This window comes from Streptosporangium sp. NPDC049078 (assembly GCF_040648855.1).
GTDB lineage: Bacteria > Actinomycetota > Actinomycetes > Streptosporangiales > Streptosporangiaceae > Streptosporangium.
The window spans coordinates 84,649-98,758 of sequence record NZ_JBEZEL010000016.1 but is presented as its reverse complement, the minus strand read 5'-3'; the positions used below and the strand labels follow the sequence as shown (position 1 = coordinate 98,758).

Sequence of the window (14,110 nt, the reverse complement as noted above, 5' to 3'; positions counted from 1 at the left end):
GTCACCCATGGCGACCAAGTTGAACCAGATCCTCGCCGTGGAGAAGGGCGTCAAGTCCGACACCCAGCGCAAGGTGACCGACGCTTACCACACGATCCAGAAGAACGCCCTGCTGTCGGGTCTCTCACGGACCTACCAGCCCATCGACGACGAGGGCGAGCAGCTGCCCCCGGAGTCGACCCGGGTGCAGGTGCAGGGCGAGGATCTGCTCAAGCAGGTGGGCGCCGCGCTCACCCGGCTGTTCGACGTCACCGCCACCAAGGACTGGGCCAACTGCTCGGCGAGGGCCGACATCAAGGTCGACGGCTCCACCCTCCTGGAGGACGTGCCCGTCACCTACCTGCTGTTCCTGGAGAAGCAGCTGGTCGACCTGCACACCTTCATCGCCAAGCTGCCCGTCCTGGACGCCGCCGAGGCGTGGACGCTGGACCAGTCGACCGACTGCTGGCGGACCGAGCCGGTCAAGACGACCCGTACCAAGAAGGTGCCCCGCAACCACGTCAAGGCGGAGGCGACCGACAAGCATCCGGCCCAGGTAGAGGTCTACCACGAGGACATCGTCGTCGGCTTCTGGACCAAGGTCACCTTCTCGGGAGCCGTGCCCCAGAAGCGGGTGAACGAGCTCCTGGAGCGGGTCGGCAGGCTGCAGAACGCGGTGAAGTTCGCCCGTGAGGAGGCGAACGGCACCGAGATCACCTACCAGCGCGTCGGCGAGAAGGTGCTGGGCTACGTTCTCGGGTAAGATCACAGGACTCCCCGTTGGAGCACGGGGATGCGCGAAAGCGCGAAAGCTGAAACTGAACCGTCAGACTGACACGCGGTCACAGTGGGGGTTCGAGTCCCTCTCCCGGCACCGTCGAGCCGGGATGGCCCAACTGGTAGAGGCAGCCGCTCACGCTCAGACTCTCGCTCCAGATTCAGCATTCGCCGCCGGGCGCCGGATCGAACGGATGCGGGCGACGAGGTCGAGTGCGGGTTCGAATCCCGCTGGGTGCTCCACGTGCGCCCATAACTTAACGGCAGAGTGCGACCTCATCATGAGTGACCCGGGTCCTTAAACGTGCCGGTGCCCCGACATGGCGGCACTCCAGGCCCTCGGGGAATGGATACTTCCCCGGGGGCCGCCGTCTTCCCGATGTCGCCCTCGGCTCCGCCCACGTCTCGGGTGAGGCCCCGGACGGTCTGCGCGGGCACGAGGAGGCCGGTCGGTGCGTAGGGTCGCGGGAAGGTCAGTCCTTCTTGCGCTGGCGGATCAGGCCCATGAACCCCGGGCTGGGCTTGAACTTCGCCGTCCAGGTCTCCGCGATCTCCAGCGGCTCCCCGGTCTGCGGGTTGCGTCCGGTCCGTGCGGGCTTGTGGACGATCTCGAAGGACCCGAACCCGGGAATCGCCACCTTGTCCTCGGCCGCCACGGCCGTCTGGATCGTCCCCAGGATCGCGTCGAGAGCCGCGGCCGTCTGCCTCCGGGTGAGCCCGGCCTCGGCGGCGGCCTTCTCGATCAGCTCGCGCTTGTTCATAGGGAACAGTTAACGCCATCACCACCGGGTGAATCGAGCCCCGTTCCCCACTCGCACCGGTCGGGGGAGCGGGATGCCTCCCCGGTGAACCGGGCCACGAAGGTAACGCCCCTGCGCCCTGTTGCCCCGCTCGCCGCGCGGGTGCCCGCCGTTTCAGGCGGGCACCCGTCCTCGTTCAGCGTTCGGGCTGGGCGGCCAGCCGTTCCGCCTCCGTGTGCAGTGCCTCGACGAGGATGAGCTCCAGGAGGAGATCTTCGTCAACGAGGCCGATCAGAACATCCATCGAGCCTCCCTGACTACTTGACGTCCCAGTGGTCTCGGAAGTTGACAGGCGTACCGAACAAGACTCGAACCTGATCCGACTTCGATCGCCGGCATGCGCGGGGATCCGTCTACGCCGGAACCAGCTCCGCCAGGTCGACGTGCTCTCCGACCTCGCGGATGCTCATGCAGTACGCCACGAGGACCCGCCGTCCGTCGATCCGGCGGCTGACCAACAGGCAGGGGCCGTCGTGGACCACGATCGCCTCAACCTCGATGCCCTGAGGGCTTCGCCAGATACCCATGAGCCCGAGGCTACGGAGAACCAGGTAAGAGCGGGGTAACCAAACAGGCATATCGTGATGCGCAGTACGTATATCGGGGATCTATCTGTATGTCCTCCGATGATTAACCGGGTGGCTTTGGGTAGCAGGACCCTGGAATTACCGTCATCAGGGAGAAAACACCATGGCTTTGCCCAAGCTCACCCCCGAACAGCGTCAGGCCGCCCTGGTCAAGGCCGCCGAGACCCGCACAGCTCGCGCCAAGCTTCTCGCCGAGGTCAAGAACGGCGCGCTCAGCCTGGAGCAACTGCTTGGCCGTGAGGACGACATCGCCAAGCGCATCAAGGTGTCCCAGGCCCTTCGCGCCCTGCCCGGGGTCGGAACGGTCAAGGCCGCGCAGCTGATGGAGCAGGCCGACGTGGACGAGGCGCGTCGGCTGGGAGGTCTCGGTACCCAGCAGCGCCGCAAGCTGATCGAGGCCGTCGGCCGCTGAGATGTCCCCGACCCGCCGCCGCCCGCCGTTCCCGTGAGGAGGACTCCCGGGAACGGCGGGCGGCCGAACGGGATACCCCAGGTCGCGGACGTGGGACGGGCGGGAAGACGGGAGGGCCCCGCCGCACGGACTCGGGGGAAGTCCGTGCGGCGGGGCCCTCCGATCGATCGACGACCTGGTCGTCGAGCCCGTCTCGGGGGACCTCCCATGCCCTGGAGGTCGCCGGCGAGCTCGGTCCGGAGAGTCAGTGAGCCTCTGCGAACTGCTGCTCCTCCGTCGATCCCTTCAGGGCCGTGGTGGAGGAGTCCGGCGCGATGGCCGTGCTGACCAGGTCGAAGTATCCGGTGCCGACCTCGCGCTGATGGCGGGTGGCGGTGTAGCCGCGTGTCTCGGAGGCGAACTCGGCCTCCTGGAGTTCGACGTAGGAGGTCATGCCCTCCTCGGCGTACCCTCGGGCGAGGTCGAACATCGAGTGGTTCAGTGAGTGGAAGCCCGCCAGCGTGATGAACTGGAACTTGTAGCCCATGTGACCGAGTTCCCGCTGGAACTTGGCGATGGTGGAGTCGTCCAGGTGCTTCTTCCAGTTGAACGAGGGCGAGCAGTTGTAGGACAGCATCTGGTCGGGGTACTCGGCCTTGATCGCCTCGGCGAACTCGCGGGCCACGTCCAGGTCGGGGGTGGAGGTCTCCATCCAGAGCAGGTCGGAGTGGGGCGCGTAGGCCAGGCCGCGGGCGATGCAGGCGCCCACGCCGTTACGGACCCGGTAGAAGCCTTCCGCGGTGCGGTCGCCGGTGGTGAACGCCTGGTCGCGGGGGTCGACGTCGGTGGTGAGCAGGGTCGCGGCCTGAGCGTCGGTCCGCGCGATGATCAGGGTCGGCACGCCCAGCACGTCCGCCGCGAGGCGGGCGGCGCTGAGGGTCTTGATGTGCTGGCCGGTGGGGACGAGCACCTTGCCGCCGAGGTGGCCGCACTTCTTCTCCGAGGCGAGCTGGTCCTCCCAGTGCACCCCGGCGGCACCCGCGGCGATCATGCCCTTCATCAGCTCGAAGGCGTTCAGCACGCCTCCGAAGCCGGCCTCGGCGTCGGCCACGATCGGCGCGAGCCAGTGCGGCGCGTCCCGGTCGCCCTCCGACCAGGTGATCTGGTCGGCGCGCAGCAGCGCGTTGTTGATACGCCGCACGACGGCGGGGACCGAGTTGGCCGGGTAGAGGCTCTGGTCGGGGTAGGTCTGGCCGCCGAGGTTGGCGTCGGCGGCGACCTGCCAGCCGGACAGGTAGATGGCCTTGAGCCCGGCCTTGACCTGTTGCACGGCCTGGTTGCCGGTGAGCGCGCCCAGGGCGTGCACGTACTCTTCGCTGTTCAGCAGGTCCCACAGCCGCTCGGCGCCGAGCCGGGCGAGGGTGTGCTCCTCCTGGACGGAACCTCGGAGTCGAACCACGTCCTCGGCCGTGTAGGTCCGCTCGGTCCCCTTCCAGCGAGGGCTGGTCTCCCATTCGTGCCGCAGCTCGTCTGCGGCTCCCTTGAGGCGATCGTTCATCGGTGACTCCTTTTCGTCCCCTGGGTGGCCTACTTCGAGTGTGTGCTCCGACGAAACGGTCAAACAAGGTCGAGTCGGACGAAAAACTAGAAATTATTCTCCTCAGATCAATACTCGCTGGTATTCAGGGGAGAAGAAGTTAATAGTTTTCTCTATGGACTAGACCAATTCTTGTGCCGGGATCGGGTGTGCGCATGCCCTCCACCGGGGACGCGTGCGAGCTCCGGCGCCGGGACCCGGTGATCGCGGTCGCCGGTTCCTGGCCGTGGCGAGGGCTTGACGGTCGCGACTCCGGGTGGCGTCGATGCGAGGGGCGACTCCGGCGGCTCCGGGCGCGGGTGCGGCGATGCCCGCTCCGCGACCTGCCGGGGGCGAAATTTCCTCGGAAATTTCGTTTAGCATCGGGTCATGGCATCTTTGGTCGGTGAAGAACCGCTTTCCTTGACGCAGGAGCTCGATCTCATCGCGTTCGGCCAGCGGCTGAGACACCTGCGGAAACAGCGTGGCCTCACCCTTTCCGACCTGGGCGAACGCGTGAGCCGCGCGCCCAGCCAGCTCTCCCTGCTGGAGAACGGCAAGCGCGAGCCGAAGCTGTCGCTGCTGAAGTCGCTGGCCGCCGCGCTCAACGTGCCGGTCGAGGAACTGCTCCGCAGGCAGGCACCCAACCGGCGGGCCCAGCTGGAGATGGCGCTGGAGGAGGCGCAGCGCGACCCCCTGTACGCCGGGCTCGGCCTGGCCAGGCTGAAGATCTCCGCCCGGGTCCCCAACGACGTGCTCGAACACATCCTCGGCCTCTACGAGGAACTGCGTTCACGCCAGGCCAGGGGGACCGCCACCCCCGAGGAGGCCCGCGCGGCCAACGCCGAACTCCGCCGCAAGCAGCGTGAGCAGGGCAACTACTTCGCGGAGATCGAGCAGGCCGCCGCCGAGGCGCTCGCCGCGGTCGGCTACCGCTCGGGCGCGCTGTCGCAGAGCACCGTCCAGGCGCTGGTCAGCCACTTCGGCTACACCGTCCAGACGGTCCAGGACCTGCCGCGCACCGTGCGTTCCATCTCCGACCTGCGCAACCGGCGCATCTACGTCAAGCACGAACAGGTCGGCATGCACACCCCGCGCACGATCCTGCTGCAGACCCTCGGTCATCTCTCCCTCGGCCACCACAGGCCCCGCGACTTCGCCGACTTCCTGCGCCAGCGAACCGAGGCCAACTACTTCGCCGCCGCCGTCCTGGTGCCCGAGGCCGCCGCCGTGCCGTACCTGCGGGAGGCGAAGAAGGACCGCGCGCTGAGCGTGGAGGACCTGCGCGACGTGTTCGCCGTCTCCTACGAGATGGCCGCGCACCGCTTCACCAACCTGGCCACCAATTTCCTCGACCTGGTCTGCCACTTCGTCCGCAACAACGCCGACGGGATCATCTACAAGGCGTACGAGAACGACGGCATCGTCTTTCCCGCCGACGAGCAGGGCGCGATCGAAGGCCAGCGCATGTGCCTGCAGTGGTCGGGGCGCCAGGTCTTCCTGTCACCCGACCGCTTCTCCGTCCACTACCAGTACTCCGACTCGCCCACCGGCACCTACTTCTGTCTCGCGCACGTCGACATCTCACGCGAGCGTGACTTCGCCATCACCCTCGGCGTTCCCTATCGGGAGTCGCGCTGGTTCCGTGGCAGGGAGACCACCACCCGCACCAGATCGGGCTGCCCCACCGGCGAGTGCTGCCGCCGCCCGCCCGCCGAGCTGACCCAGCGCTGGGAGGGGTACGCCTGGCCCTCGGCCCGCGGCAACTCCCACGTCCTGGCCGCGCTGCCCCCCGGATCCTTCCCGGGGGTGGACGAGGCCGACGTCTACACGTTCCTGGAGCGCCACGCCGCGGGCTGAGACGCGCGGTGCGCCCTCCGAGCGCGATGAGGATCCCCGCCACAGGTACCCGTGTCGCGAGCCGGCGGCGGTCACCCCGTGGGCGGGGCCGTCCGGCGCAGCGTCAGGGACGGGTGGCCGTGGAACCGGTAGGCACCCGCGCTGTCGGGGGCCTGCCCGCGCATGGAGCGCAGCACCTCGGCCGGGGGCTCACCGGCGAAGCAGCGCCTATAGAACTCCGGCGCCAGACCGCCGCCCGCGGGCCAGAGCGGGGCGACGACCCCGCTCGCGCCCGCGAGCAGGAACGCCTGGGCGTCCCCCGGCTCCTCCAGGAAGACGAACGGGGCCCCCGCCAGCTCGTAGTCCAGCGCCTCGGAGGCGGACCCGCCGTCCGTGAAGTGGACGATGTCGGGCCCCTGCCTGAGCGCGCCCAGGACGTCGCCGAGCGCGGGGGAGACCTGCGTGGCGCCGTACTCCGTCACCAGCGGATGTGCCTGCGCCTCGCCGTACACCACCGCGACGCGGTCGGCCCGCGCGTGCACGGGAGGGGGCAGCTCGGGACGCCGTCCGCCGAGGGGCCAGCGGCCGGTCGCCAGCTGGCAGCCCAGGTAAGGGGGCAGCGAGGGATCGTACGGCTGCTCGAGCACGGCCAGCTCCCAGGGCACGTGCGGCTCCTGGGAGAGGATGAGCACGTTCGGGCGGCGCGGCGCGACCCGGCCGGCCACCGCGTACAGCAGCTCCCAGAAACCCCAGGGCACGCGCGAGCCGACCTCCCGCCCCAGTTCCTCGGAGAGACGGCCCCGATCGGTCAGCTGCCGGCCGAACTCCGAGGCCCGGGTGCCGAGGTCGCAGGGCTCGGCCTGGTCCGGGGTGACGAAGTGCGGTGACTGGTAGGTCCACCACAGCAGTCCCGGCCTGTCACCGTGGACGATGATCGCCGTGACGTCGGCGGGTTCTCCCACGAGGGCGGGACGGATGCGGGTGCCCGAGACCGGCTCCAGCGCCTCGTGTCCACCGAGGGCGCCGGGCGAACCGTGGACCGTGACCGCACGCAGGCCGAACCCGACCACCTGGCCGCCTACGGAGTAGGTCACCTGGATCTGCCGGGCGGCTTCGGGCTCCTCCTGAGCCAGGGCGACGAGGTCGACCACGGCCCGTGGGTACGGTGACGTCTCGTCGGCACGCAGCCGCACCCGCCGGCCGCCGGGCGCGTCGAAGCCCTCGGCGACGATCTGGATGTCCAGGTCGATCGGCTCGCGCGGTGTCGCGGTGCCGTCCTGCCCCTGGCCTGGGGCGACGCCGACCGTCACCTCCGAGCCCCAGCCCGCGACCACCTCCGCGGGAGCCTCGATGAGCGGGATCACCTCCCAGCCGGGCCCCGGTGCCGGAGGTTGTGTCTCCTTGCGCCGCCTGCGGAAGGCCCCGGTCAGCCGGTCGAGAACCGAGGGGCCCCGGCTCTCCGCGGGACCCGGTGCCGCGGCCGTCGACGATGCCGCCGGAGGCTGCGGCGCGGGGACCTGCGGTGACGGTGCCTGAGGCGTCGGGGGCGGTGGCTCCGGGGCTGTCCGCGGCGCTTCGGGGAACGGTGGCGGATCCTCTCCGGGCGTCTGCCCTGACCCCGGAGCGGGACGCCTCTGCCCGCCCATGTCGGGGAGCAGCCAGGCGGGAGTGTAGGCACCGGTCGCCGGAGCGTCGATCGGCTCCCAGCCGGAGGGGTCCGTGCCGTTCGGGGGCGCCGCGCCCCAGGAGGACGGGGTGGGGCCCGCGCCGCCCGGCGGAAAGCCGAGACCGCTCCCGCCTCCGGGCGAGCCCGGCTCGGCGCCCGGCCGCCGGGAGAGCAGGGGAATCACCTGCTCGGGGGTGACGCCCCGCTCCAGGCTCAGCAGCGCGGTGAGCCGGTCCCAGGCGGGGCCGTACTCGGCGACGAGCCTGATGACCGCGTCCGCCAGCTGGTCGGAGGGCCGGCTGCCCGCCTCGGCGAGCAGCGGATCCAGCCGGTCACGAAGCTCGCCGGAGGCGCCCCCCATCAGGCTGTCGAGCTCGTCGCGGACGCCGCGCGCCGCCCGCATCACGGCTACCGGGTTCATCTCGTCCCCCCTCATTCCGGACTGAACTGATCTTCCCACCTGCGTGGCGGAGACGGGAGCCGGTAGGTGTCCGGAATCAGCGCCACATAGGGTGATACCCCTAACCGCCGAGGTGATGGAAAGGGTGGGTCGTGCTGCCTGAGGTCGAGGCATGGCTACGCGGGCGCACCTCATCCTCGGGTGACTGGGCGCTGCCGGAGCTGCTGGAAGCCAAGGGTGAGACGACGATCAGTGTCGTGTTGCCCGCCCGCGACGAGGAGGAGACGGTCGGGGAGATCGTCGCGGCGATCCGCCGCGATCTCATGGAGGCCGTTCCGCTCGTCGACGAACTCGTGGTCATCGACTCCCGCTCCGTCGACGAGACCGCGGTACGCGCGGCGCGGGCCGGGGCGAGGGTGGTCGCCCAGGACGAGGTCCTGCCCGATCTCAAACCGCTGGACGGCAAGGGCGAGGCGCTCTGGAAGTCCCTCGCCGCGACCTCCGGCGACCTGCTGGTCTTCGTCGACGCCGATCTGCGCGAGTTCCGCACGTCCTTCGTGACCGGGTTGCTCGGCCCGCTGCTCGCCGATCCGGCGGTGGTCTACGTCAAGGGCTGCTACGACCGGCCCCTGTGGAACGCGAGGAGCGGTGGCGGGCGGGTCACCGAGCTGGTCGCGCGCCCCCTGCTCAACCTGCACTGGCCACGGCTGGCCGGGTTCGTGCAACCCCTCGCGGGGGAGTACGCCGGGCGCAGGTCCGTGCTGGAGCGCGTCCCGTTCGTCACCGGCTACGGCGTGGAGCTCGCCCTGCTGATCGACCTGCTCGACCTCGCGGGTCTCGACGCGTTGGCCCAGGTCGATCTGGGACGCCGGGTGCACTCCCACCAGTCGACGGAGGCGCTCGGCGGGATGGCCGCCCAGATCCTGCAGACCTCCTGGTCACGCCTGGAGCGCCAGAACATGATGGTCTCCCTGCATCGGCCGTCTCCCCGCCTGGCCCAGTTCCGCCGGGGCGCGGACGGCCACCAGGTGAGCGTCAGGGACGTCGCCGTCGCCGAACGCCCCCCGATGGCGACGATCCCGGCCTACCGTTCGCTTCGCTGACCAGGCCGTACGACCTGACGGCGAGGGTGGCGAGGGTGGCGAGGGTGGCGAGGGTACTGACGGCCCGGCGGAGGCTCTCACGGCGAAGGCCGGTTCGTCCCGAGGCCCCGCGAAGACCGTCCCGGGAACCGGCCCTTCGGCCGGGCCCCGGACGTGGCGGTCAGGAGGCGAGCAGTGAGGCGTAGCGGTCGAGGTCGACGTTGCCCCCGCTGACGATCACACCGACCCGTTTCCCGCCGAGCCGGTCGGCGAGGTCGCGGACGGCGGCCAGGCCGAGGCATCCGGTGGGCTCGACGACGATTTTCATCGCCGATCCGAAGAGTTTCATCGCGTCGACGAGATCAGCGTCGGTGGCGGTGACGATGTCGTCGACCTCGCGGCGGATGATCTCGAACGTGTGGGTGCCGAGCCGCTGGGTCTGCGCGCCGTCGGCGATGGTCTTCGGCGTGTCGATCTGGACGATGGAGCCCTGCCGCAGCGACCGCCGCCCGTCGTCGCCCGCCTCCGGCTCGACGCCGTACAGCGCGCAGCCGGGCGACAGCGCGCGAGCCGACAGCGCCGTGCCGGAGAGCAGCCCGCCGCCGCCCAGGGGGACGAAGAGCGCGTCGAGGTCGCCGACCTCGTCGAACAACTCCTTGGCGGCGGTGCCCTGACCGGCGATCACGTGGGGGTGGTCGTACGGCGGGATCAGGGTGAGACCGCGGTCGGCGGCGAGCGCGCCGCAGATCTCCTCCCGGTGCTCGGTGTAGCGGTCGTAGCGGATGATCTCCCCGCCGTACCCCTCGGTGGCGGCCACCTTCGAGGCCGGCGCGTCGTGCGGCATGATGATCGTGGCCGGGATGTCGAGCAGCCGGGCGGCCAGGGCGATCGCCTGGGCGTGGTTGCCCGAGGAGTAGGTGATCACGCCGGAGCGTCGCTGCTCGGGGGTGAACCGTGACAGCGCGTTGAACGCGCCGCGGAACTTGAAGGCGCCCATCCGCTGGAAGTTCTCGCACTTGAACACCACTTCGGCGCCGACGCTCTCGTCGATCCGGCGTGAGCGCAGCACGGGGGTGCGGTGCACCTGCGGAGCGATGCGGTCGGCGGCGCTCAGGACGTCGTCGTAGGTCGGGGACATAAGGGGCATCGGGGACGTCGATGACTGGGACATCGGCTGGCTCTCCTCGGTCGGCGCGGCTCCTCGAAGCCTGGCATTCCCGTCGTGCGGGCGGTGTACCGGGGGCGCCGCCGTCCGACGATCCCCGGCACGCGACCCGTACGCGGTGTCGTGAGGCGGTGTGCGCGGTGCCGGCTGGGACGGCGCCGTGGGGGCGCGGGGGCGCGGCACGGAATCGACGAGGACGATGAGGACACGGCGCGCCGTCCGGTCTAGCATCGGGTCGTCCGGTGTGACAGGCAGGCCGGATTCACCGGCCGGACAGTGCCGGAAGGTGAGCGCGCAGTGGTGCGATCCTCGGTGTAGGTGGTGTTGTGGTGGCAGTCGGTACGATCCTTCGTTTTGACGAGGTACGCGGGTACGGGTTCATCGCCGCGGTCGGCGGGGGTGAGGATGTGTTCTTCCACGCCAACGACTTCGGTGAGAGCAGGCACGTCCTCCAGCCCGGCCTGCGAGTGGAGTACGAGGTCATGGAGGGCGAGCGGGGGCTGAAGGTCTCGACCGTCAGTCTTCTGGACCCGCCGCCGAGCCGGCGGCCGGTCGCGGCCGTGCCTCTCTCGGACGCCGTCTCCTCGCAGCAGTTCGGCGACGACGACGGGGTGTGCGACGTGTTGTCGGCGAAGTCCTTCAACGGCGCGGTGACCGAGCTGCTCATCGAGCACGCGCCCACGCTGACGGGCGCGCAGATCGGGCAGGTCAGGAATCGTCTCCTGACGTTCGCCCGGTCCCACGGCTGGGTCGACGACTGAGGCCGGACGATACGTCCCCGCCGTTCCGGATCCGTGGCGAGCCGGGATCCGGAACGGCATGGCTCAGGCGTACTGCGGTGGGCCCGGCCGGGGAGGGCTCGCACCCGGTCACGTCGAGCGGAGAGAAGGGGCTCGGCCGCCGGGCTTCGGGGAGGCCGTCGCGTGCCGCGGAACAGGTGCCGGACGGGCGCGGGACGTGGACGCGGGGGAGCGGGTCGGGGGGCGGGGCGCCCTACCGGCATGAACAGGTGCGGAAGGGTGAGGCTCACAGTCCTTGGCGTTCTTCGGTTGGATGCGTGCCAAAGTTCTGTTCATATGGGACAAAAGCGGTTATTCTCGACGAGCATTGACCGTGATCGGCCGGAATCGTCCGTGATTCCGCAGGCCAGCGGGCCTTTCGGTGGAGAGCAGGGGTGGCGATGGCGCGCTGGTTGGGCCAGCTGCTCGTGCTGGCCGTCGTCGCCGTCGTCGCGCTGACCACCCTCGCGACGCCCGCCTCCGCGCACGGGCAGCTCGCGATGTCGACGCCGGCCAAGGACAGCACGGTGAAAGAGCCGCTGGAGTCGCTCGCGCTCTACTTCACCGAGAAGCCCGCTCCGAACGCGTACTTCACCGTCACCGCCCCCAGCGGCGTCCGCGTCGACGAGCCCTGGTCGCACGGGCAGCCCGAGCGCCTCGACGAGCCGGTCAGGGAATACAACCTCGTGGACGGTACCTGGCAGCCGAGCCTGTACCACACCGGCTTCCCCGCGAAAGTCCCCGTCGCCCACTGGCCTGAGAAGGGCCTGTACGTCGCCCGTTACATATCGGTCGCCTCGGACGGCGAGAAGGTGGAAGGCGAGGTCCGGTTCACCTACAAGGGCCCGACGTCGGGTCCGCCCAAGGGCTGGAAGGCCCCCACGAACGAACCCGACCCCGCGCTGCTCGCCATGTTGGAACCCGGCGCCACCACGCCGTCGGCCCCGGCGGCCGGACCCGCCGTCCCGCAGGCCACCCCGCAGACCACGCCCCAGGCCGCGGCTTCGAACGCGCCCCAGGCCACCTCGGGCTTCGACCTGTCGGTGTGGCTGCTGCCCGCCCTCCTCGTCGTCGGAGCGGGGTTCATGGTGGTCCGGGCGGCACGGCGGCCGGCGCCCTCCGGCGCGCAGGTCCGTCGGCGCTCCACCGGGCCGCCCGGAAGGAAACCCGCGGGTCGGCCGACGGCCGCGTCGCGCAGGACGGGGAGCGCGAAGGCGGTCAAGTCCGCCAAACGACGCTGATCCGCCCCCTCCGCGCTCCGGCTCCGCCGACGACACCCGGTCCCGTACCGACCTCACTGTTTTCATACCGATTCACCGTCCCCGCCCCCCGCCGACTCGTCGGCCCGACCACCGACCCCCCAGGAGAAAAGTCATGACGCCCACCCTTGCCCGCCGCCTGCTCGCCGTGCTCATGCTCGGTGCGACCCTGCTGACGGCCACGGCCTGTGGCTCGTCCGCCGCGGACCCCGGCGCCTCGACGGTCAAGGAGATCACGGTGACCATCGCCGGACGGCAGGTGACGCCCCCGCCCGGCCGGATCGACGTGACCAAGGGGCAGACGGTACGGATCACGGTGACCGGTGACGCGCCCGACGAGGCGCACGTCCACGGCTACGACAAGGCCGTGACCCTGACGCCCGGCACGCCCGCGACGATCGAGTTCGTCGCCGACCAGGACGGCCTGTTCGAGTTCGAGACCCACGAATCGAAGCTGCAGCTCTTGCAGCTCGTGGTGCGCTAGGCCGGCGTGATGTTCCTGGCTCACGGGATCGGCGGGCGCCAGGATCTGCCGATCCCCTTCGAGGCCGCGCTGATCGGCGCGATCCTCGCCCTGCTGGTGTCGTTCGTGGCGCTGGGCGCCCTGTGGACCGAGCCGCGACTGGGTCTCGACGCCCGCCGTCCCCGCCCACTCGCCCCCCTGGTCCAGAGGATGGTCTCCGCACGGGCGTGGCCGTGGGTCTGGCGGGTCGCCGGGCTCGTCGCCGCGGCGTACTTCTGCGTGGGCCTGCTCTTCGGCCCCGACCGGGTAGAGAATCCCACGGCGGGAGTGTTCTACGTCCTGTTCTGGGTCGGCCTGGTGCCGCTCTCGCTGCTGTTCGGACCGGTGTGGCCGGTTCTCAACCCGCTGCGGACACTGCACCTGCTGGCCTGCCGGGGACTCGGACGCGATCCCGAGACCGGGATGCGCCCGCTGCCGCCGGGGCTCGGCTACTGGCCCGCGGCGGGCGGTCTCCTCGCCTTCGTCTGGCTGGAGCTGGTCGCCCCGGAACGGGCCACCCTGCCGGTCATCGGGGCCTGGCTCGCCGTGTACGTCGTGTTCGTGCTCGGGGGAGCGGTGCTCTTCGGGGCGCGCTGGTTCGACCACGCGGACGCGTTCGAGGTCTACAGCACCCTCGTCGGCCACCTCGCCCCGGTGACCAGGCGCCCCGACGGCGTCGTGACCTGGCGTAACTCGCTCGACGGCATGGCCGGGCTCCGGCCGGTGCCCGGGCTGACGGTGCTGGTGGTGGTGCTTCTCGGCTCCACCATGTACGACAGCCTCTCCAACGCCCCCGTCTGGGTGCGCTTCGTGCAGGAGAGCTCGCTGCCGGCACCGGTCATGGGAACGGCGGGGTTGTTCATCGTCATCGGCCTGGTGCTCGCGGCGTATCGCGGGGCGACCGCGCTCGCCGGTCGCTGGGGGGCGGCGGAGCCGGGGACGACGTCGGGCGAACTCGCCCACGCGGTCGTCCCGATCGCCGTCGGATACGTGGTCGCCCACTACTACACGCTGCTCCTCCTCGAAGGGCAGCGGACCATCGCCCTGCTCTCCGATCCGCTGGGCACCGGCGCCGACTGGCTGGGCACCGCGGACTGGACCGTCCAGGCGGCCGGTACCTCGCCCGCCGGGATCGCCATGCTCCAGGTGACGGTCATCATCGTCGGTCACGTTCTCGGCACCGTGCTCGCCCACGACCGCGCGCTCGCCCTGTTCCCCCGCAGGACCGCCGTCCTCGGGCAGATTCCCCTCCTCGTGCTGATGGTGGTCTACACGGTGGTGGGCCTCTTCCTCCTCTTCGCGGGCTGA

General features: G+C 70.5%; 13 protein-coding genes and 1 tRNA gene. 9 read left to right on the top strand and 5 right to left on the bottom strand.

All coding sequences use genetic code 11. From position 1 onward, the window contains the following. Positions 1-7 precede the first annotated feature (7 nt). Both AB0B90_RS26900 and AB0B90_RS26895 read left to right on the top strand, forming a co-directional pair. Positions 8-742: a hypothetical protein gene (locus tag AB0B90_RS26900; RefSeq protein ID WP_350949102.1), complete on the top strand. Its 735-nt coding sequence runs from the start codon at positions 8-10 to the stop codon at positions 740-742. Between the two features lie 124 nt (positions 743-866). Beyond that, positions 867-999: transfer RNA gene (locus AB0B90_RS26895), tRNA-OTHER, on the top strand. 230 nt (positions 1,000-1,229) lie between these two features. On the opposite strand, the gene AB0B90_RS26890 is transcribed toward AB0B90_RS26895, so the two are convergent. Both AB0B90_RS26890 and AB0B90_RS26885 read right to left on the bottom strand, forming a co-directional pair. Continuing rightward, entirely contained in the window at positions 1,230-1,517 is a 288-nt protein-coding gene (locus AB0B90_RS26890; RefSeq protein WP_030909250.1) for an HU family DNA-binding protein, read from the bottom strand. Positions 1,518-1,909: 392 nt separating this feature from the next. Then, positions 1,910-2,083: a hypothetical protein gene (locus AB0B90_RS26885; RefSeq protein ID WP_350949100.1), complete on the bottom strand. Its 174-nt coding sequence runs from the start codon at positions 2,081-2,083 to the stop codon at positions 1,910-1,912. A 163-nt stretch (positions 2,084-2,246) separates the two neighbouring features. Between AB0B90_RS26885 and mihF the strand changes: the two genes are divergently transcribed. After that, on the top strand, positions 2,247-2,555 hold the full coding sequence (mihF, locus tag AB0B90_RS26880) for an integration host factor, actinobacterial type (protein WP_329083125.1): 309 nt from the start codon (positions 2,247-2,249) through the stop codon (positions 2,553-2,555). A 244-nt stretch (positions 2,556-2,799) separates the two neighbouring features. Here the strand turns inward: mihF and aceA are convergent, their stop codons facing one another. Next, positions 2,800-4,092: an isocitrate lyase gene (gene aceA, locus AB0B90_RS26875; RefSeq protein WP_350949099.1), complete on the bottom strand. Its 1,293-nt coding sequence runs from the start codon at positions 4,090-4,092 to the stop codon at positions 2,800-2,802. A gap of 441 nt (positions 4,093-4,533) precedes the next feature. Here aceA and AB0B90_RS26870 point away from each other — a divergent pair, with 441 nt between their 5' ends. Then, on the top strand, positions 4,534-5,970 hold the full coding sequence (locus AB0B90_RS26870; RefSeq protein WP_350949114.1) for a helix-turn-helix domain-containing protein: 1,437 nt from the start codon (positions 4,534-4,536) through the stop codon (positions 5,968-5,970). Positions 5,971-6,041: 71 nt separating this feature from the next. Here the strand turns inward: AB0B90_RS26870 and AB0B90_RS26865 are convergent, their stop codons facing one another. Further along, positions 6,042-8,036 (bottom strand): hypothetical protein, encoded by a 1,995-nt coding sequence (locus AB0B90_RS26865; protein WP_362925412.1) that lies wholly within the window; start codon positions 8,034-8,036, stop codon positions 6,042-6,044. A gap of 131 nt (positions 8,037-8,167) precedes the next feature. Here AB0B90_RS26865 and AB0B90_RS26860 point away from each other — a divergent pair, with 131 nt between their 5' ends. Continuing rightward, positions 8,168-9,118 (top strand): glucosyl-3-phosphoglycerate synthase, encoded by a 951-nt coding sequence (locus AB0B90_RS26860; protein ID WP_362925410.1) that lies wholly within the window; start codon positions 8,168-8,170, stop codon positions 9,116-9,118. A gap of 160 nt (positions 9,119-9,278) precedes the next feature. Here AB0B90_RS26860 and AB0B90_RS26855 read toward each other — a convergent pair whose 3' ends face one another. Next, positions 9,279-10,235, bottom strand: a complete 957-nt coding sequence (locus tag AB0B90_RS26855; RefSeq protein WP_362925408.1) for a threo-3-hydroxy-L-aspartate ammonia-lyase — start codon at positions 10,233-10,235, stop codon at positions 9,279-9,281. A 356-nt stretch (positions 10,236-10,591) separates the two neighbouring features. On the opposite strand from AB0B90_RS26855, the gene AB0B90_RS26850 reads away from it, so the two are divergent. From AB0B90_RS26850 to AB0B90_RS26835, 4 genes are all read left to right on the top strand, one after another. Beyond that, complete coding sequence (locus AB0B90_RS26850) at positions 10,592-11,023, top strand: cold shock domain-containing protein (protein ID WP_350949095.1); 432 nt, start codon at positions 10,592-10,594, stop codon at positions 11,021-11,023. 419 nt (positions 11,024-11,442) lie between these two features. Beyond that, the gene (locus AB0B90_RS26845) at positions 11,443-12,282 is read left to right on the top strand and encodes a copper resistance protein CopC (RefSeq protein ID WP_350949094.1); all 840 of its coding nucleotides are present in this window, start codon (positions 11,443-11,445) and stop codon (positions 12,280-12,282) included. A 133-nt stretch (positions 12,283-12,415) separates the two neighbouring features. Further along, positions 12,416-12,784 carry a cupredoxin domain-containing protein gene (locus tag AB0B90_RS26840; RefSeq protein ID WP_350949093.1) on the top strand — a complete coding sequence of 123 codons (369 nt, stop codon included), beginning with the start codon at positions 12,416-12,418 and terminating at the stop codon, positions 12,782-12,784. Between the two features lie 9 nt (positions 12,785-12,793). Further along, positions 12,794-14,110, top strand: coding sequence for a hypothetical protein (locus tag AB0B90_RS26835; protein WP_362925405.1), 1,317 nt, complete (start codon positions 12,794-12,796; stop codon positions 14,108-14,110).